At 76.0% G+C, this 18249-nt stretch carries 13 protein-coding genes; 3 read left to right on the top strand and 10 right to left on the bottom strand.

Annotated features, from left to right (window positions below):
- Positions 1-147: 147 nt before the first annotated feature.
- Entirely contained in the window at positions 148-510 is a 363-nt protein-coding gene (locus tag BUE45_RS18565) for a hypothetical protein (RefSeq protein WP_073380619.1), read from the bottom strand.
- Between the two features lie 578 nt (positions 511-1088).
- On the opposite strand from BUE45_RS18565, the gene BUE45_RS18560 reads away from it, so the two are divergent.
- The 3 genes from BUE45_RS18560 to BUE45_RS18550 all read left to right on the top strand — a co-directional run bounded on the left by BUE45_RS18560 (position 1089) and on the right by BUE45_RS18550 (position 3672).
- Entirely contained in the window at positions 1089-2363 is a 1275-nt protein-coding gene (locus tag BUE45_RS18560) for an MFS transporter (RefSeq protein WP_073380693.1), read from the top strand.
- Between the two features lie 41 nt (positions 2364-2404).
- On the top strand, positions 2405-3169 hold the full coding sequence (locus BUE45_RS18555) for a GNAT family N-acetyltransferase (protein WP_073380618.1): 765 nt from the start codon (positions 2405-2407) through the stop codon (positions 3167-3169).
- Positions 3170-3312: 143 nt separating this feature from the next.
- Positions 3313-3672 carry a VOC family protein gene (locus BUE45_RS18550; RefSeq protein WP_073380617.1) on the top strand — a complete coding sequence of 120 codons (360 nt, stop codon included), beginning with the start codon at positions 3313-3315 and terminating at the stop codon, positions 3670-3672.
- A gap of 115 nt (positions 3673-3787) precedes the next feature.
- Here BUE45_RS18550 and BUE45_RS18545 read toward each other — a convergent pair whose 3' ends face one another.
- The 9 genes from BUE45_RS18545 to BUE45_RS18505 all read right to left on the bottom strand — a co-directional run bounded on the left by BUE45_RS18545 (position 3788) and on the right by BUE45_RS18505 (position 18189).
- Positions 3788-5605, bottom strand: a complete 1818-nt coding sequence (locus BUE45_RS18545) for an acyl-CoA dehydrogenase (RefSeq protein ID WP_073380616.1) — start codon at positions 5603-5605, stop codon at positions 3788-3790.
- Between the two features lie 188 nt (positions 5606-5793).
- Positions 5794-7494, bottom strand: coding sequence for a thiopeptide-type bacteriocin biosynthesis protein (locus BUE45_RS18540; RefSeq protein WP_073380615.1), 1701 nt, complete (start codon positions 7492-7494; stop codon positions 5794-5796).
- 45 nt (positions 7495-7539) lie between these two features.
- On the bottom strand, positions 7540-8913 hold the full coding sequence (locus tag BUE45_RS18535; protein WP_245833343.1) for a hypothetical protein: 1374 nt from the start codon (positions 8911-8913) through the stop codon (positions 7540-7542).
- Positions 8910-10718, bottom strand: coding sequence for a TOMM precursor leader peptide-binding protein (locus tag BUE45_RS18530; RefSeq protein ID WP_073380613.1), 1809 nt, complete (start codon positions 10716-10718; stop codon positions 8910-8912). The genes BUE45_RS18535 and BUE45_RS18530 overlap by 4 nt, the downstream gene beginning before the upstream one ends.
- A 111-nt stretch (positions 10719-10829) precedes the next feature.
- Entirely contained in the window at positions 10830-12536 is a 1707-nt protein-coding gene (locus BUE45_RS18525) for a hypothetical protein (RefSeq protein ID WP_073380612.1), read from the bottom strand.
- Complete coding sequence (locus BUE45_RS18520; RefSeq protein WP_245833341.1) at positions 12529-13656, bottom strand: lantibiotic dehydratase C-terminal domain-containing protein; 1128 nt, start codon at positions 13654-13656, stop codon at positions 12529-12531. The genes BUE45_RS18525 and BUE45_RS18520 overlap by 8 nt, the downstream gene beginning before the upstream one ends.
- 14 nt (positions 13657-13670) lie before the next feature.
- A complete protein-coding gene (locus BUE45_RS18515; RefSeq protein ID WP_073380610.1) occupies positions 13671-16343 on the bottom strand; it encodes a lantibiotic dehydratase in 2673 nt (890 codons plus the stop codon).
- Positions 16340-17212, bottom strand: a complete 873-nt coding sequence (locus tag BUE45_RS18510) for an ABC transporter permease (RefSeq protein WP_073380609.1) — start codon at positions 17210-17212, stop codon at positions 16340-16342. Before BUE45_RS18510 ends, BUE45_RS18515 begins: the two co-directional genes overlap by 4 nt.
- Positions 17209-18189 (bottom strand): ABC transporter ATP-binding protein, encoded by a 981-nt coding sequence (locus tag BUE45_RS18505; RefSeq protein ID WP_073380608.1) that lies wholly within the window; start codon positions 18187-18189, stop codon positions 17209-17211. The genes BUE45_RS18510 and BUE45_RS18505 overlap by 4 nt, the downstream gene beginning before the upstream one ends.
- Positions 18190-18249: the final 60 nt, after the last annotated feature.

Below are 18249 nucleotides of genomic sequence, written 5' to 3'. Positions count from 1 at the left end.
CGGGCGTGGCGGCGCGCGGCGGTGCGCGGGGGCGGTGGGCCGGGACGCCGAACGGCCGACCCACCTGTCGGTGGATCGGCCGTGGAGGTTCTGTGGGCCCCGGGGGGCCGTGTCACCGCGCCCGCGGGCGCCGGGGCGCGGTGCGGGTCAGGCGGCGACCGGCTGGGAGCGGTAGGACGGCTCCGGCGGGAGGGCGACGGGGTTGAGCTTCTCCGCCGCGCCGACCGGATCGCTGGCCGGGTGCGACATGGTGCCGCCCTGGAAGAGGTCGTTCCAGAAGAAGCGGCCGTCGCGGCACCACACGTTGACGTCGTGCTTCACCGACATGACGGCCATGTCCGAGGACCCCGACCAGTAGAACTGGCGGGAGGTGGAGGCGGTGAGCTCGCCCAGCAGGGCGGTGATCGCGCGCTGGGCGCAGAACGCGTGCCGGGGCTTGTGCTTGACCCGTCTGGCAAGTGCCGACTTCACCCGGGAGACCCGGGGGTTGTTCAGTCGCCAGTGACTCAAGGTCGTCTCCAGTGTGTCTCGGTTGCCGCGGTCATGGCCGGTGTGGCGGTTGCGGCCACATTGCCGCGGTTCGAGGGCTTCCGTCGTCTCCCGGGGGTGTTGACGGCTTCCCTCCCCAAAGTTGGTGAGGTCCGGAGGTTGTCGTTACCTCGTAGTTATTCTTCGCGCTCCGGATGCTAGCAGCACCTGACCCGGGGTAGTCGAGACTTCTGAGAGTGGCCAATGTCACATTTAACAAAAGGGTCTCGACCGCGTGTTGTACTATATGTCCAGTTCAGGGCATGTTTTTCGAATACGGTTCCGGTTTTCGAATCGACGCGTACCGGCGAGTAATCCCCCTCTCCCTGTCGGAAGGCTCACCCGGTTTCGCAACTCCCGGCTCACTAAGTGTCGCGCTGCGTGACTTTGCGCAGCTTGTGAGTCCTTGACCCCGCCACCGCCCTTCCTTGCCCCCCGCGCGGTTCGCGGCCGCGCGCCCGGCGGCGTGGTGCTTTGCGCCCGTCCGCACCCCCGGTGTAAGGGCCGTGCTCGGAGCTGGAGGAAACTGGAGAGGTCGGACCTCTACGAGAGAAGTGCCCGTGACCCAGACTCAGACATCCGGTGACAGGACAACAGGGGGCGCCGACCCCCTGGACCCCGTGGGCGGCGCCCGGGCCTGGGTGGTCTGGGGCGTCGCCGTCATCGGCTACTTCATGGCGATGGTCCAGCGCAACGGCATGGGCGTCGCCGCACTGGAGGCCCAGGCGCGCTTCGACGTCGGTCCGGCGCTGCTCTCGCTGCTGCCGATGCTCCAGCTGCTGATCTACGTGCTCCTCCAGGTCCCCGCGGGCCTGCTCGCCGACCGCCTCGGCCCCCGCTACACCCTCGTCATCGGCATGGTCGCCATGGCGGGCGGCTCCGCGCTGTTCGCGCTCGCCCCCGGCATCGGGGCCGCCGTCGCCGGGCGCTTCCTGATCGGCCTGGGCGACGCCCTCGTCTTCCTCAACGTCATCCGCCTGGCCGCGCTGTGGTTCCCGCGCTCCCGCTACGCCCTCATCAGCGGGCTGACGGGCGTGGTCGGCGGCGTCGGCCAGGTGGCCAGCGCCGCGCCGCTGGCCTGGGCGCTGGACGGGGTGGGCTGGGTCGCGGCGTTCCTCGCCACCACGGGCCTCTCCCTGCTGGTCTCCGTGCTCGTCCTGCTGGTCGTGCGCGACCGCCCGGCGGGGGCCGCCGGGCACTCCACGGCCGTCGACCCCCTCTCCCTCTGGGCGGCGCTCAAGGAGGCGCTGGCGTCCCGTGGGACGCGCATCGGCATGGCGCACCACTCGGCCGTCATGGCGCCCTTCACGATGATGATGGTGCTGTGGGGCTACCCCTTCCTCGTCACCGGCCTCGGGCTGGCCGGGGACACCGCCGCCCTCACCCTCACCGTGCTGGCCGCCGGCGCGCTGTGGGTCGCCCCCGTCGTGGGCGCGCTCATCGGCCGCAACCCGGGGCTGCGCGGGGTGTTCGCCCTCTCCCTGGCCACCGTCATCGGCCTGGGGCTGGTGCTCCTGGTCGCCTGGCCCGGCGGCGTGCCGACCGCGGTGGGGCTGGTCGTCCTCGGCGTGTGCGCGGCCGGCCAGACGATGGCCCCCACCCTCTCCTTCGACTACGCGCGCGACGACATCCCCGCGTCGCGCACCGGGGTCTCCTCCGGGCTCGTCAACATGAGCGGGTTCACGACGGCCGTGGTGTGCACGGTCGCGGCCGGGGCGATCCTCCAGGCCGTGCCGGAGGGGCCGGACGCCTTCCGGCTGGCCTTCCTGCCGATCTGCGCCATGACGCTGCTGTCGGGCGCGGTGCTCGCCCTCCTCGTCCTGCGCCGACGCTGACCGGGTGCCGCGCGGTGCCCGCGACCGGGGATGATGGGCGGATGCTCGCCTTCTACGACGCGCACGTGCGCGGCCTGCCCGACCCCCTGCCCGAGGGCGTCACCGCCGAGCGCGACGGGCCGCTGGTACGGCTGGTCGGCGGCCACCGGGGGTTCGTGGCCGCGCTCGCCGACACCGGGGCCCGCGGCGCCGTCCTGGACCGGCTCATCGCCCGCCAGCGGGACCGCTTCGCCGCGCTCGGGCAGGCGGTGGAGTGGAAGACCTGCGGCCACGACCTGCCCGCCGACCTGCCGGCGCGGCTGCGCGCCGCCGGGTTCGAGGCCGAGGACGAGGAGGCGGTCCTGCTCGCCCCGGCGGCGGAGGTCGCCGCCGTGCCCGCCCCTCCGGAGGGGGTGGTGCTGCGCCGGGTGTCCGGCCGCGCCGACCTGGCCCGTATCGCCGCCTTCCAGTCCGCGGTGTGGGGACAGGACTGGGGGTGGCTGGCGGACGACCTGGCCGCGCGTATCTCCGCCGACCCCGAGGGGACGGCCGTACTGGTCGCCGAGGCCGCGGGAGAGGTCGTGTCCGCCGCCTGGCTGGTCGCCCGCCGCTCCCAGGGCTACGCGGGCCTGTGGGGCGGCTCCACGCTCCCCGCGTGGCGCGGCCGGGGCGTGTACCGGGCGATGGTCGCCGAGCGCGCCCGCCTGGCGGTCGGCCTGGGCGTCCGCCACCTCCAGGTGGACGCCTCCCCCGACAGCGCCCCCCTCCTGCGCCGCCTGGGCTTCACCGCCGTCACCACCACGACCCCCTACGTCTGGAGCCCCTGACCACGGCCGGGGCCCCGGACCGTCACCCACGGATGGGACGCTCGCTCTCCCCGGGACCGGGGCGCGCCCGGTGTTCCGGGCCGACGGCGCGGCGGTCCGGCGCGGGGGATGCGAACGTCGGTCGTCGGACGCAGGATGGGGGGATGACGTCACCACGGCACAACCGCATCGACTACATCGAGATCTCCGCCCCCGACCTGGAGGCGTCCAAGCGCTTCTACGGCGACGTGTTCGGCTGGGAGTTCAACGACTACGGGCCCGGCTACGCGGGCATCCGGGGCACCGGCGACCACGAGGTCGGCGGGCTCAACCCGCAGGGGCCGGAGCACCGGGGCGGCGGCGCGCTGGTCCTGCTGTTCTCCGACGACCTCGACGCCGCGGCGGTGGCGGTCGAGAGCGCGGGCGGCCGTGTGACCCAGGGCCCCTACGCCTTCCCCGGCGGCCGCAGGTTCCACTTCACCGACCCGGCGGGCAACGAGCTGGGCGTCTGGTCCGAGTCCTAGGACGGTTCCGGGGCCGGGTCCGTGCCGCCGGCCGGCACCGCCCGGCCCCGGGCCGGACACGGCGGAGGGGGCGGGGCCGCACACGGCCCCGCCCCCTCGCGGTTCGCTCCCGGGCCTAGAAGGCGGACTCGGGGACCTCCATGAGGTCGTTGGTGACGTTCTCCGCGATGCGGCGCTCGGCGCCGACGCGCGGCAGGAACTGGTCGGCGAAGAAGCGCGCGGCGGCGATCTTGCCGGTGTAGAAGTCCTTGTCGTCGCCCTGGGCGCCGTCGATCCTGCGGAGCGCCACCTCGGCCTGGCGCAGCAGCAGCCACCCCAGGACCACGTCGCCGAAGGCCATGAGCAGGCGGACCGAGTTGAGGCCCACCTTGTACAGCTCGGCCTTGTCCTCGGCGGAGGCCATCGCGTGGCCGACCATGACCTCGACGATCTTCTCGACGTCCGCGGTCGCCTCCAGGAGCAGCCGGCGCTCCTCCTTGAGCTGCCCGTTGCCGGCCTCGCTGTCGGCGAAGGCCTTGATCTCGCCCACGAGGGTGCCCAGCGCCTGGCCGCCGTTCTTCAGGATCTTGCGGAAGAAGAAGTCCTGGGCCTGGATGGCGGTGGTGCCCTCGTAGAGGGTGTCGATCTTGGCGTCCCGGATGTACTGCTCGATCGGGTACTCCTGGAGGAAGCCGGAGCCGCCCAGGGTCTGGAGCGACTCGGCCAGCAGCGCGTAGGAGCGCTCGGAGCCGACGCCCTTGACGATCGGGAGCAGGAGGTCGTTCACGGCCTCCAGCGCGGAGTGGTCCTCGCCGGCGGCCTTGGCGATCTGGATCGCGTCCTGCTGCGTGGCGGTCAGGGTGACCAGGGCGCGCAGGGCCTCCGCGTAGGACTTCTGCGTCATGAGGCTGCGACGCACGTCCGGGTGGTGGGTGATGGTGACCTTCGGGGAGTCCTTGGCGCCGGCCAGGTCGTTGCCCTGCACGCGCTCCTTGGCGTACTCCAGGGCGTTGAGGTAGCCGGTGGACAGGGTGGCGATCGCCTTCGTGCCGACCATCATGCGGGCGTACTCGATGACGAGGAACATCTGGCGGATGCCGTCGTGCTTGTCGCCGACGAGGTAGCCGACGGCGGGGTGCTTGTCGCCGAAGGTCAGCTCGCAGGTGGTGGAGGCCTTGAGGCCCATCTTGTGCTCGACGTTGGTCACGTAGGCGCCGTTGCGCTCGCCGAGGGAGCCGTCCTCGTTCACCAGGAACTTGGGGACCAGGTAGAGCGAGAGGCCCTTGGTGCCCGGTCCGGCGCCCTCGGGGCGCGCCAGCACCAGGTGGAAGATGTTCTCGCTCATGTCGTGCTCGGCCGAGGTGATGAAGCGCTTCACGCCCTCGATGTGCCAGGTGCCGTCGCCCTGGTCGACGGCTTTGGTGCGCCCGGCGCCGACGTCGGAGCCCGCGTCGGGCTCGGTCAGCACCATGGTGGCGCCCCAGCCGCGCTCGATGGCGAGCCTGGCGAACTCCTTCTGCTTCTCGTTGCCCTCGGCGTGGAGGATGCTCGCGAAGCCCGGTCCGGCGGAGTACATGTGGACGGAGGGGTTGGCGCCCAGGACCAGCTCGGCCGCCGCCCATACGAGGGAGCGGGGGGCGCCGAGGCCGTCGAGCTCCTGCGGGAGGTCGAGGTTGTACCAGCCGGCGTCCATGTAGGCCTGGTAGGACTTCTTCAGGCTCTCGGGCATCCGGACGGTGTTGGTCTTGGGGTCGAAGACCGGGGGGTTGCGGTCCGCGTCCTCGAACGACTCGGCGATGACGCCGGTCGCGAGGCGGTCGACCTCCTCCAGGATCGTCCGCGCGGTCTCCTCGTCCAGCTCCTCGAACGGGCCCTTGCCGAGGATGTCCTGGCGGTCGAACAGCTCGAAGAGGTTGAACTGGATGTCGCGCAGGTTGCTCTTGTAATGCGTCATGGACAGCTCCGCTGTGTCCCTGGCCGCGGTGTCTGTACACGCGGATCTACCGACTAGTAATAAGTCAATGTTACTACCGAGTAGGACTCGGCGCCAGTAGGGGGCAGGAACCTGTGTCGCGCGAGACAGGGCGGCGTGGCGAAGCCCCTGGTGGGCGGGGCGGGCACCCCGCCCCGCCCGGCGCGCCGTCAGGCGGCGCCCCCGCCCCCCACCGGCACCAGCGTGAGCACGATCCGGTCGATCCCGTCCAGGTGCAGCAGCGCGTGCGCCGCGTCGTCCGCGAACCCCGAGACCACCAGGCTGCGCAGTCCCAGGGCGGTCGCGCACAGGGTCACGTTCTGCGCGATGTGCCCCGCCTCCTGGAGCAGCAGCCGCAGGGCCCGCTGCCCGTACCCGGCCCGCAGCCTGCCCGCGTTCCCCACGAGGAACACGATCACCCCCGCGCTCGCCGTCACCGCGCCGGGCATCCCGTCCGCCGACGGGCGCAGGAACGGTGACAGCGCCGTCAGCCGCTCCACCGGTACCGGCCCGTCCGCCCGCACCAGGGCGTGCCCCCGCGGCCGGTACCGGTAGGTGCCCGGCTCCAGGCCCGCCACGTCCCGCACCACCGCCCACACCTCGGTCGCGTACGCCCCTCCCGGGCTGGGGTGGTTGCGCGGCGGCCGGTGCCGGCCCTCTTCCCCGGCGCGCTCCGCGCTGATCCCCGCCGCGTGCCCCAGCAGCGACGACAGCTCCGCCAGCGAGGGACCCGGCCCGTAGGCCCCGTGCGCGCTGGACCGCCGGGCCAGCACCTCGCCCAGCGGCGCGGTGAGCGGCAGCGGCGGCGGCAGCTCCGCCACCGGCGCCCCGAGCGCCTCGGAGGGGTCGGCCTCCACCGGGACCGGGCGGGGGAGCTGGGCGGCGGCGATGCCCTCGGTCCGGTACTTGGAGGCCTCCGCGTACACGCGGTCCGGCACCGCCGCACCGTCCGCGAAGTAGTCCTCCGGTGCCTCCCGGCGGGGGTAGGCCAGGGACACCAGCCAGGCGATCCGCCGCTCGTCGTCGATGTCCAGCCCCAGCCGGTTGTGGTGCATGTGCAGCAGCGACCACACGATCCGGGTGAGGTCGTTGGCGAGAGGCCGCTCGCCGTGCAGCTCCCGCAGCCGGTCCACCGCCCCGCCGAGCGCCCGCGTCCACAGGTGGTGGGTGCTCTCCCCCTCCCGGGCCACCAGCCTCTCCAGCAGGGACCGCCGCTGGAGCCACCGCGCGGGCGACGCGTGGAAGAGCCGCTCGGCCTCCACCCGGGGGCCGTCGCCGCCCCGGGCCACCTCCGCCGAGAAGTCCCAGGAGGCGTGGTAGCCCCGGGCCTGGCGCACCGCCTCCACGTCGCCCAGCCCCAGGACCCCGAACGCCAGGGACACGAGGTCGGCGGCCACGGCCTGGCGCTGCCCGGGCCGGGGCGCGGACCGCAGCACCGCCAGGGCGATGGCGGTGCTCGCACAGAAGAAGTCCTCGCACACCTCCAGCGCGCCCGGCCCGCCGTACCGCTCGGTCTCCGGTTTGTACACCGCGTCGGCGACCTCGCCGTCGGCGTGCCAGTGCGCGGGGTCCGCCTGCGGCAGCCCCCGGTAGTAGGTGTCCGGGGCCAGGTCCAGGGCGGCGCCGGAGGTGTCCCGGGCCGCCGCGCGCATCCGGTCGGCGAACCCCCGCACCGCGTCGGCGTCGGCCTCCAGGAACCGCACCCGCAGGTGGGGGCCGCCCGCCCAGTACCGGAGGAAGAACCAGGCCCGGGCACCCCCCTGTGCGACCACGGCCTCGGCCGCCGGGGCCAGGCGGTCGAGCAGGAACGCGTCGATGTCCTCGCGGCTGCGGTGGAGGTGGACGTACACGGCGGACCAGGTGCGGCTCACGGGGGGATCCTTCGGGCTCGCTCGGGCGGGGAGGGGAGGACGGGGTCAGGGCTGGACGCCGTCCACGGGCAGGTCCAGGTAGGCGCCGCGCTCGGCGCGCACCCACAGCTGGTAGGCGGGGGTTTCGTCGGGTTCCAGGCCGAGCACCGCCGCCCACTCCGGCTCCGAGTAGTTGCGCATGGGCCGGGCGCACAGCCCGCCGCCCGCGGCGGCCAGGCAGCCCCACTGGGCGATCCAGCCGAGCAGCGGGTGCAGCGCGGTCTGGGCGCGCCCGCCGAAGGCGCGCGCCCACGGCCCGAAATCCGCGGACAGGGTGAAGCCCAGGGAGGAGGACGCGCCGGTGTCCCCGGTGCGCGGCACCGGCCGGCCGGGCCCGGCGGCACCGCCGGGGAGCAGCCGCGAGGCGACCCGGTCGTCCACCCTGTCCCCGGCGAGCACGATCCGGTCCAGCCGCAGGGTGTCGGCGGGCACGGCCGGGACCGCTGCCGCCAGTGCCTCGGCCAGGGCGGAGGTGACGGCGTCGCCGTCCTCGGGGGACACGTACGCGCTGGTCACCAGGTTGGCGGTGGACACGCCGCTGGTGCGCGCGTCCAGCCAGTCCCGCAGCGCGGTCCCGGCGGCGGGGCGGGACGCCGCCGCGGCCGTCCGCGCCAGGGCCCCGGGACCGATCTCCACCGCGCCCGCGGCACCCGGGACGGGGGCGGGCGCCGCCCCGTCGGCCCCGTCGGCCCCGTCGGCCGCGGGGGAGGCGGTGAGCACGGCGCAGGGCGCGAACCCCTCCGGCACCGGGACCCCCTCGGGTGCGAACGCGGTGCGCGGGGCCAGCCCGGCGCGGAGCAGCGCCAGCCCCAGCGCGGCGGCCAGGTGGCCGCCCTCCAGCAGGGCCAGCGACGGGCGCAGCCTCCCGTATCCGGGCGGGTAGCGCCGGTGGTCCACCGCCACCGCGATCCGGGCCCCGCCCAGCGCCGCGTCCAGGTCGCCGGGCACGGGCGAGCCGCCCCAGGGGTGCAGGGCGCAGGTGCGCGGGTCCATCCTCAGGCACCACCGCCCGCCCTCGGCGGGCAGCAGGAAGAGGTCGGCGCCGAACAGCCCGCGCGGCGACGGGTAGGAGCGGTGCACGGGGTAGCGGTCGGCCGGGGAGACGCGGCGCACCCGCACCGCCTCCGCGCAGGCCGCCGCCAGCCGCGCCCCCGCGGGCCAGGGGCCCGCGGCGGCGGGGCCCGCCGCGTCCGCGCGGCGCAGCGCGGCCAGCGCGTCCCGCGCGGCCGGGGTGAGCGGGGCCCCGGAGCCCCGGGCAGCCCGCAGCGCGGGGTCGCCCAGCCCCGGGGCGTGGAACAGGGTCTCGACCGGCGCGACGTCCTTGCCGTGCGACTGCGCGTGGAACGCCGCGAGCGCCCGCGCCGCCGCCTCGGACGTCACGGGAACGGGTGCGGCACCGGGCACACCTCGCCGGGTCGCTTCCACGGGACACCTCCCTCGAACAGGTCGGACGCGCGCTCCAGCCGTTCCAGGCCGCGCGTCCTGCGGTGGGTGTGGCCGAACGTCATCGGCAGCGCCCCGGGCACGATCACCTTCACCGACCGCACCCCGGCGGCCTGCGCGTACGGTGCGCTGCTCTGGTCGACGACCACCGCGTCCAGGCCCAGGGCGTGCAGCGCCGCCAGGCGCCCGCGCAGCACCGCGCCCAGGTCGGCCCCGGCGAACGACGACGGCCCCCGGGCCGCGAACTCCCGAGCCGACACCGTCCCGGAGGGGTGCTCCAGGAACTCCCAGTGCGGGCGGGACTCCCAGAGCCCGTGCATGCCGGTGTGGTCCTCCAGGTTCCTGACCAGGGTGAAGTCGTCGAGCATGGGACGGCAGCGCTCCACGCCCACCGACTCCCGCATGCGCACCCACTTGGGGTACATGAGCGCGTTGGTGGCGGTCTCCTCCACCGCGGCCATCAGCGCGCGGAGCGGGTCGGGGTGGGTCCCGGTGGCCAGGCTCATCGCGGGGGCCAGCCCGGCGCGCACGGCCTCCTCGGGCGCGGTCACCGTCGCCAGGGCGGTGGGCACCCCCAGGTCGGAGGTGGCGTCCAGCAGCCGCAGCCGCAGCCCGCGCTCGGTGAGCAGGTCCACCAGGTGCACCAGCTCGGGCAGGTCCGCGGCCCCGATCTCGCGCAGCCGCGTCCGCGAGTACCAGGCGAGCAGGAACGCGTCGCGCTCGATCACCTCGAACAGCCCGTACAGGACGGCCTCGGCGAGGTCGCCGCCGACCGCGCAGCCGTTGGAGGACTCGTACAGGAAGCGGGTGTCGCCGGTGCCCGCGTGCCAGAACGCCACGTGCTCGGGCACCAGCACGGGCCGGCGCTCCAGGGTGGACCAGCCCCACACCCAGTGGGTGGGGGTCTGCGGCGTGTAGGGGACCAGGTCGAACGCGGGATGGCCGTGCCATTCGGGTTCGTGCAGCCCCAGGCGCGCGGGGTCGACGGCGTCGTCGGCCAGCGCGGCGTAGGAGCCCCACACGCGGGGCGCGCCGCTGTGGCGGTGGCCGCCCGTCACGCGCTCCACGCCCTCCAGCAGCGCGGGGACCTCGCTGTCGGCGAACCGGGCGGACCGGCCGTAGCCGCCCTCGCGCCGGGTGTGGCCGGGGGCGACGGTCTCGCAGGTGACCAGGGACAGCGGGGACTCCTCGTCCCGGTACAGGTGGGCGGCGGGGCCGAACCGGAAGTCCAGCAGCCGGTCGCGCAGGGCGGCGCGGTCCATCCGTCGCACCCGCAGCGCGTCCCCGGCGACCGGGCGCGGCGCGTCCAGGTCCAGCTCCGCGAGGGACTCGGACACGCCCAGGCCCTCCCCGCCGGGGAAGCAGCGGGCGCACCGCGGGTGGGGGACGAAGGTGTGCCGGGTGACCTCGCCGGTACGGCAGTCCAGCGCCCACAGCGCCAGCCGCAGGGCGCCGGGGTCCGCCGCCGCGGCCCGGACCAGGGCGGTCCAGGCGTCCTCCCACAGGGGGAGGAGGCCGGGCTCCCCGGCGTCGGGGCAGGAGTCGCCCTCCAGGTCGCGGCGCCACAGCCCCGCGCAGCGGGAGCACCCGGCGCCGTCGCCGGTCCACGGGCCGACCACCGCCAGGGCGCCGCTCATGCCCAGGTGCAGCACCCCGTCGCCGACGGGGAGGGTCGCGGGCTCCGCGAGCGTCGCCGCCGCCGGTGAGGGGACCCGGGCCTTCTCATGCCGTGCCGTGTCCACGCCCGCCCCCTTCGTCGTGTGCCCGCCGCGGTGCCGCGGCGGGTGTCCGCTCCCGGCGCGGCGCACCGGCGCCGTCCGGGGCGGTGGCGGTGCGCCGGAGGGGCACGGTGCTCACGTCCACTCGGCCACCGCCGCGTGGACGCCGTGGGCGGCCCAGGCGGCGGCGCCCGCGGGCGCCGCCACGCGGACCCGGCCGGTGGCGGCGGCCCAGGCCGCCAGGGAGGCGGCCGCGTCCGGTGTGCGGGCGGCGTGCGCCGCCAGCCCCGGCAGGTCCTCGCCCTGGACGGCGGCGACCGCGCGGAGCAGTGCCTCGCGCAGCGCCGCGTCCGGGTCGGCCGCCGCGCCCGAGGCGAGGACGGCCCCGCCGGGGCGGGCCGCCTCCCGGCCCGCGGCGCCGACCGGAGCCGCCTCCCCGCCGGGCCCGGTCCCGCCCGCGCGGCCCGCCGGCTCCCGGTCCGCGGCGCCGGGCGCCGCGCCCTCCGGCCCCAGCACCTCGGCCCGCCACAGGCCCGCGCCCTCCAGTTCGTGGAAGCGGACCGACGCGGCCACCCCCGACCGCAGCGTCAGCGCCGCCCACAGGCGGCGGGCCGCCGCCGACATCGGCCCCGGCGGGTCCACCTCCTTCCACGGCACCCCGGCGCGCAGCACCAGGTCGCCGACCGCGTCGCCCACCGCCTCGGCGCGCGTCGACCCCAGCCCGCGCCCGCCGGGCCCCGCGCCGGGCCCCCAGGCCGCGGCGTGCAGCGAGCCGACCAGCGCGTCCAGCCTCGCCTCCGCCGTGGTGACTCCGCACCCGCTCCCGCCGCTGCGGCCGGTACGGGCCAGCCCCACGGGCAGCTGGGGCAGGTCGCCCGGCACCGGCTCGCCGACCGGGCCGAACACCCGGTCCCACAGGGGCGCCAGCGCGTCCAGCCGGTCGGTGACCAGCGGCGCGGGCTCGAGGGCCCCGGGAAACGCCCCGGTGCGCCCCGCGTCCAGCTCCGGCAGCAGCGGCAGCCGGTGCGGCTCGGAGACCAGCTCGTCGGTGGTCACCATGAACTCCGGGCCCGCCTCCGCGGCCCCCGGGGCCGCGCCCCCGGTCGTCCTGGCCACGTGCGCCACCACGGCCAGCGCCAGCTGCGCCGCCACCAGGGTGCGCGCCGCCTCCGACTCCGGAGCCCCCGGGTCGGCCCCGGCGGGCTCGTCGAGCCCCCGGCACCAGGCGCGCAGCGCGTCGAGCGCGGCGGGGGAGGCCGCCGTGTCGCGCGGCCCGGCCGTCCACACGCCGCGCTCGGCGGCGACCACGTGCAGCGCCTCCGGGGAGCCCGGCACCGCCGACCGCGCGGTCGCCAGCATCCCCGGCTCCGGCGGACCGGTGTCGGCGGACACGTCGCGAAAGCCCGCCCGGCCCAGCGCGCGGCGCACCGCGGCCTCCACCGGGACCGACTCCGCCCGCACCCGCACCGGTGTGGCCGCCAGCGCCCGCAGCGCCGCGAACGGCCGGGTGGTCAGCGCCTCCAGGTGCGGGTAGGCGGCCGTCTCGGCCGTGTCGAGGTCGTGCTCCTCCTCGGCCTCGCGCAGGAAGCCGTGCTCCTCCAGCCGGTCGAGGATGCCGGTGAGCACCGCCCGCCCCCGCTCGGGGAACCCCTCCACCAGCGCTGTCCGGGTGAACCCCGCGCGCAGCGCCGGCTCCAGCGCCCGCCAGACCGCCTCCGCCGGGGCCCCGCGCAGCACCACCGCGGCCGCGCCCATGCTCACGGCCACGCCCTCGGCGGCCAGCGACCGGGCCCGCACCCCGCGCTTCAGCCGCAGCGCCCGGCCCGCCTCCGCCTCACTCATCGCCCGCACCGCCCCGCCAGGGCAGCGTCGGCCGCAGCCCCGGGTCGCCCTGCTGGTGCTCCACCACCCGGCGCACCGTCTCCTCCCAGGTCTCGCCCACCACCTCCTGGGCGGCCCCGGTGAACAGGTACGCGATCGAGTACCGCTGGATCGGGGCCACCCCCATCAGCGGCAGCAGGTCGAAGAAGCAGTTGATGACGAACCGGAACGCCGCGAACCCGTACCCGTCGCCGAGCCGGGTGAAGTCGAGCTTGCGGAACTCCCGGTGGAAGTCGCTGTAGGACCGCTCGTCCGACCCGCTCCACCGCACCCGCACGTCGTCGCCGAACCGCGCCGCCGCCGTCAGCCGGTCCCGGTGCGGGTAGGGCAGGATGTGGTCCCGCCGCGCCAGCTCCACCGCCTCGGGCAGCCACCTGCGCGTCCACTCCAGCCAGCCCAGTGCCGAGGGGTCGGCGGTGGTGCCCGCGTGCACGGGCGCGAGCAGCGCGACCAGGTCGCCGCGCTGGGACCGGTAGGACTCGGCCAGCCGCGCCTGTGCCGCCCCGTCCGGGTCCGACCAGTGGAAGTACTCCTTCCAGTGCGACAGGAACGCCTGGTAGCCCGACCGCAGCCCCCACTCCGGGTACTGCGAGGCGATCGCCGCCATGCCCGCGAACACGTGGGCGGTCGCCCCCGCGCCGTCCACCCGGTCGGCCACCAGCTCCAGCCCGTCGGTGAGCACCCGCCCCTTGAGGGCGGTCGCCTCCGGTCCGCGCAGGAACGTGTCCACCGGGTCGCCGGCCAGGCGCAGCACCGAGTTGTCCGGCTCCAGCGGCGCGTACGGGGGCTCCACCAGCTCCAGGCGGCCCATCCGTTCGGAGAACGCCGCGTACCGTCCCGGCTCCAGGTCCGCGGCCGAGGGCCGCCGCTCCAGGAACGCCCGTGCGGCCGACTCGGTGCCGGCCGCCGCGGCGGCCACCGCCGCGTCCTCGCCGTCCAGGTACAGCACGCAGTGCGGGCCCAGCCGCCAGTGCAGGTGCAGCCACGCGGCGGTGACCCCCGGCAGGGCCGCCGCGCGGCGGGCGGCCGGGACCAGGCACTCGCCCAGCAGCGCCGCCTTGTCGCTTTCGTAGTAGGTCACTCGGAGTCCGACGGTCACGGAGCCTGCCTCACTTCGCCTGGGGGAACGGCCGCCCGGGAGGCGGCCGGGACGACGGCCAGTTCGAGGAACACCTCGGCGGCGTGCCTGCCGCGCGGACCGCTCAGGCCCGCCTCGGCCGGGTCCGGGGACATCTCCTCCACGAGCAGCAGCGGCCCCAGGTGCGCGAGCCGCTTGGCGGCCGTCGCCGTGTGCAGCCTGCTCAGGAAGTCCAGGTGCTGGGGCTTGGGCGCCATCGCCCGCTCCATCGGCCCCAGCCGGGCGCCCTGGAGCGGGCGCGCGAACACCTGGTCGGGCACGCCCCGGGCCAGCCGTACCGCGTTGACCCGCCGGTGCAGCTCCGCCGCGGACTCGCCCGGGCGGGCCGCCAGCTCCGCGGTCTCCAGCGCCCACCGGCGGCGGAACAGGGTGACGGACCCGGCGCGCACGCGCGGCACCGCGCCCGTGAAGCCCTCCGCCTCGTGGCGGGCGTGCAGGTCCATCACGGTGTCGCTGAAGGAGAAGAACGGGGAGTCCGCGACCATCGCCACGAGCATCTCGTCGTAGGGCAGCGCGTGCGGGACCAGGAACCCCGTGTACACCGGGTCGATCTCGCCGTCGGTCCCCCCGGCGCCGCGCCGCACCAGCCGCAGCCCGTCCGGGGTGTGCACCAGCGACAGATCGGAGGTGGCGGGACCGGGCAGCGCCACGGGCTCGTCGCGCAGCGCCAGCTCCTCCCCGGCCAGCGGCGGCGTCAGGTTGGCGTTGAACCCGAGCGCCGACCGCATGTGGACGGTGGGGGTGCCGGGCGGGCCCGATCGCCGCACGTGCTCGGCGACCCGGTCGCGGACCCGCTCCGGCAGAGCGGACAGGAACCGGCTGAAGTACCGGGCCCGTCCGCCGTACAGGTGGTTGAGGACGAGCCGGTCGCCGTCCGGCTGGCCGAACACGGCCAGGGAGCGGTACGCCGCGAACTCGCGCTCGGGGAGGAGGCCGGCGATCTCGGCGACCGCCGAGGGGTCGACCTCGGCCTCTTCGCCGGTCCCGCGCGCCAGCTCGGCCAGGTGGCCCACGGCCCTGCGCCGGGCGGCCACCAGGCGGCGCAGGTCCCCACCCGCGCCGGCGAGGGCCCCGGGGTCGCCGGCCATCAGCCGCTGGGTCAGCGGGAACGCCGCCCGGGCGTGCGCCGCGAACGCGTCCAGGTCGTCGCAGCGCCCGCCGGCGCCGTAGCGCGACACGAACACGGTCTCCAGCGCGCCCGACAGCATCCGCTGGTCGTCCAGGGCGAGCAGTAGCGGCATGATCCGCCGCAGGTCGGCCGTCCACCCGTGGGTCCGCTCCCGCGGCACCGGGGCGCCCCGGGAGACGTGGCAGTCCTCCACCAGGGGGGCCGAGGCGGCCTCGGGCGGGACGGGCTCCGCCCCCGGCGGGGTGACCGCCGCCGACCACAGCCGCGCCAGGTGCGTCACCGCGCGGGCGCGCTCGGCGCCGCCCGCCTCCGCGAACCCGCGCAGCACCTCACTGGACGCGTCGAACGCCTCCGCCATCCGGGCCGCCGCCGGGCCCGGCAGGCCGCGGACCAGCTCGTGCCAGCGGCGGTCGTACTCCGGGTCCTGCTCGGCGGCCGGCGCCCAGGGCACCAGCACCCCGGCCTCGATGAGCTTGGCGAGCACGTCGCGCAGCGCCGCCGGGGGCTGTCCGAGGTCCGCGGCCAGCTCCTCGCACAGCACGCGCAGGACCACCGGCCGGGCGGCCCGCCGCTCCAGCGCGCAGAGCAGGGCGCCCCAGGCCCCGGCCAGGGGCAGGCGGACCTCCTCCTCGCCGAACGCCTCCGCGCGCGAGCCCGCCGCGGGCGGCGCCCAGCGGCGCCGGCGCACCAGCAGCCGGTCGCCCTCGCGGCGCGCGCCGCCGGTGAGCACCCACTCCAGCTCCGGGCGCGCCGCCGGGTCGGCGGCCAGGGCCCGCGCGGCCTGGCGCACCAGCAGCCGGCGCAGCCCGGTGACCGTGGTGAACCGCAGCGGCTCCCCGTCGCGGGAGGGGGAGGACGGGTGCTCCAGGTCGTCGAAGAACACGCCGGTGTACAGCGAGTACGGGCTCACCTTGACCGTGGACCGGGAGTGGTACCGCACCAGGGCCGGCTCCGCCTTGCGCATGCGCTTGTCCGGCTCGCGGTCGCCGGGGGCCGCCGCCCGCGCGGCCACGGCCCGGTGCAGGTCCGGGCTGGACAGGGCCGTGGCGCGGTCGGTGTCCGGGTCGCGCGCCCACGCGGCGAGCTCGGCGCGCTCCCGGGCCAGGGCGCCGGCGTGCGCCCCGTCCAGGGCGTCGGTGGCCGCGCGCGTGCGCTCCCAGCTGTCGGCCCACTCGCCCAGCGCCCCGATCCGCCACGCCAGCGGGTTCCCCACCAGGGGCGTGCGGGGCGGGCGGCGGTTGAACACGTCGCGCTTGACGGCCAGCGCGGTCCGCCGGTCGTCCTCGCCGTCCAGGGTCGGGGCGAGCAGGTGCAGGGCCTCCAGCAGGTGGTCGCGGATGTGCTCGCGGTGCGCCTCCTCGTCGGCGAGGGTGCGCAGCAGGTCGCGCTCCAGGTCGGCGCGGTCCGACCGCAGCGGCCGGCACGGGTACAGGTTCACGCGGGAGACCAGGTAGGGGCCCTCCACGTGGTCGAAGCGGTCGGCGGGGCCGGGTGTGCTCACTCGCCCACCGCGTCCGCGTCGGCTTCCTTGCGCCGGCCCGACCCGAAGCCGCGCGGCTCGCGCTCGGACGCCCACCGGAACCAGCGCAGCGCCACCACGGTGCCCAGCAGCGACCAGCCCAGCAGCAGCCACACCGACGGCCAGTCCCAGACCTGTCCGGACTCCGACAGCGCGCCGTGCAGCAGGACCGTCAGCGGGCGCCCCGGCAGCACGTCGACGATCGCGCTCAGGGTGTCGCCCAGCGGCAGGATGATGAACCCGCCCGCCAGGAAGGCGGTGGGGAAGAAGACGCCGTTGACCATCGGCACCGCCGCGTCGGCGCTGGGCGGCACCAGCGACGCCGCCGCGCCCAGCGGGGCCATGCACACGAACCCGAGCGCGACCGCGGCGAGCACGAGCGGGATGCGCTCCGGCGCGATCTCCACCCCCATGAACATCCCGATCACCGTGACCACCCCGAGCACGATGACCGTGGTCAGCAGGGTGTTGGCGAGGTAGGCGCCCATCACCGTGACCGGCCGGACCGGGGTGGTCCGGAAGCGCTTGAACAGCCCCTGGTGGCGGCGGATCGCCAGGCCGATCGCGACGTTCGCGAACGCCACCGACATGAGGGCGAACCCCAGGACGCCGCCGAAGCTCAGGTTGGCCTGGGTGATGGAGTACTCGCCCAGGTCCAGGACCGTGTCGCCCTGGGAGCGGAACGCGAACCCGAAGCCGACGTAGAACATCACCGGCATGAGGACGATGAACGCCAGGGTGATCGGGGAGCGCCAGAACTCCTTGAGCTCCCCGTCGACGTGCAGCAGGAAGGTGCGCAGCCCGTTGGCGCGGGCGGTCCGGGCGGCGGGCGCGGTGTCGGTGGTGCTCATTCGGCCTTCCCCGAGGTGGTCTTCTGCGCGCCCGCGTCGAGCATCGCCAGGTAGGCGTCGTCGAGGGTCGGCGGCACGATGGTCAGCCCGCTGATGGTCGCCTTCTCGCGCTCGGCCCAGGCCTGGACGTCGCGGACCACGGTGTCCTGGTCGTCGGTGTGGATGCGCACCCGGCCGTTGACCAGGTTCGCCCCGTCGGGGAGGCGGTCGGCGGCCACGCCGGGGTCGGCGAACTCCACGACGGTGAACGCCGACGAGGAGCGGACCAGCTCGTCGGGGGTGCCCGTGGCCAGGAAGGCGCCGTCGCGGATGACGTCCACGCGGTCGGCCAGCTCCTGCACCTCGGCGAGGTCGTGCGAGGTGAGGACCACGGTGGTGCCGCTGTCGCGCAGACCCGAGACCAGGGCGCGGATGCGGCGGCGCGACACCGGGTCCAGGCCGGTGGTGGGCTCGTCGAGGAAGAGCAGCTCGGGGCGGCCGGTCAGGGCCAGCGCCAGGTCCAGGCGGCGCAGCTGGCCGCCGGAGAGGGACTTGACCAGGGCGGAGCGCTTGGCGGTGAGGTCGACCTGGTCGAGGATCTCGTCCAGGCCCACCGGGTCGGGGTGGTAGGAGGCGTGGCGGCGCAGGATGTCGCGGACCGACAGGCCGGGTTCGAGCACGGTCTGCTGGAGGACGACGCTCATCCGGGTGCGCAGGCGGGCGAAGTCGCGGCGGTCGCCCGGGTCCAGCCCCAGGACGGAGAGCCGGCCGGAGGTGCGGCCGCGGTGCCCCTCCAGGATCTCGATGAGGGTGGTCTTCCCGGCGCCGTTGGGGCCGAGCAGGGCGGAGACCGTACCGGTGGGCACCCGGTAGTCGATGCCGTGGAGGACGTCGCCCTTGCCGTAGTCCTTGGTGATGCCGGACGCGTCGATGGCGTGGTCGGTGGAGGTCGCGGCGGACGCCGTGCCGCCGGGGCCTGCGGTGTCGCTGGGGTGCACGTGCTGCCCTCGGTGTTCTCGTGGGGGTCGCGGGGGTGGGGGCGGTCCCCCGACCGGTGG

Source organism: Nocardiopsis flavescens (assembly GCF_900141985.1).
GTDB lineage: Bacteria > Actinomycetota > Actinomycetes > Streptosporangiales > Streptosporangiaceae > Nocardiopsis > Nocardiopsis flavescens.
Note: the sequence above shows the minus strand (reverse complement) of the source record. Positions and strands in the feature narration are given on the sequence as shown.